Origin of the sequence: Mycobacterium sp. 852002-51961_SCH5331710 (assembly GCF_001665535.1) — a bacterium.
GTDB lineage: Bacteria > Actinomycetota > Actinomycetes > Mycobacteriales > Mycobacteriaceae > Mycobacterium.
The window spans coordinates 1-932 of sequence record NZ_LZSQ01000016.1 but is presented as its reverse complement, the minus strand read 5'-3'; the positions used below and the strand labels follow the sequence as shown (position 1 = coordinate 932).

The 932-nt window shown below is 60.1% G+C and carries 2 protein-coding genes; one reads left to right on the top strand and one right to left on the bottom strand.

Features of this window, described 5'->3' with window-relative positions; genetic code table 11:
- Positions 1-231, bottom strand: a 231-nt coding sequence (locus A5752_RS02820) for a glycosyltransferase (protein WP_197500530.1), incomplete at its 3' end; no start/stop codon positions are given.
- A gap of 343 nt (positions 232-574) precedes the next feature.
- Here A5752_RS02820 and A5752_RS02815 point away from each other — a divergent pair.
- The coding region (locus A5752_RS02815; RefSeq protein ID WP_197500529.1) for a glycosyltransferase at positions 575-932 on the top strand (358 nt) is incomplete at its 3' end.

The window sequence follows — 932 nt, the reverse complement described above, 5'->3', positions numbered from 1 at the left end:
CTTCCAGAAGTTGCGAGAGAAACGGGACCATAAGGCGCGATGTGCATCGAGCATCTCCTGCAGATCCGGCCCATACGCGACCGCGGGTAAGCCGGCCGCCGCCGCGAAATCGACCAAATCGGGCGGGACCGCCATGCGCACTTCGTGTCCCCTGCGCATCAATTCCCGGCCCAACGCCACCGACGGCTCGACATCGCCACGAGTTCCGTAACACGCCAGCACGAATTTCATTGCTGTTGGTACTCTTTCACTTCCTAAATACCTCCGTGTACGAAAGCGCGAGCATTTCCATACTGGATCATATGCAACAGTGGCGTGCGCTTGCTTTCGGTCCTAAGTCTCCTTTCCCCTGACGTTCACAGCGTGACCACATCGGTGCCGATCCGCGGACGGTCCGCGGTGTGTGAGTTTCTCGTCGTCGCGTCTTCGGCCGGTCAGCCGGTATGGCCCCATCAGCGCCCCGGCCTGCGAGCCAGCCTCAACCGGGTCGTCTTACACCCTTAAGATTTGTCCCTCCAGGTATTACGTCCCCGTCGCTTCGATATGCCCGAACCCAACGACTAGGATCATCACGATGAAGTTCGTCCTCGCAAGCTATGGAACTCGTGGCGATGTCGAGCCGTGTATTGCTCTTGGCCGTGAGCTATCACGCAGGGGACATGAGGTGCGCGTGGCGGTCTCACCCAACTTCGTCGACTTCGCCGAGGCTGCGGGCTTAGTCGCTGTCGCATATGGGCCGGATCCGCAGCACTGGCAGGATCTGCATCGCGAAGTTCTGACGCGCCTTTCCCGCTTCTTCTGGAAGCCGCGCGAATTGGTCAGGTTGGGCCGCGAAGATTGGGCGCTGCTGCGACAGTGCTGGGAAGAGATGAGCGAGACGCTGAAAACGCTGGCGCAGGGAGCCGATCTGTTGCTCACGGGATTGGTGTTTG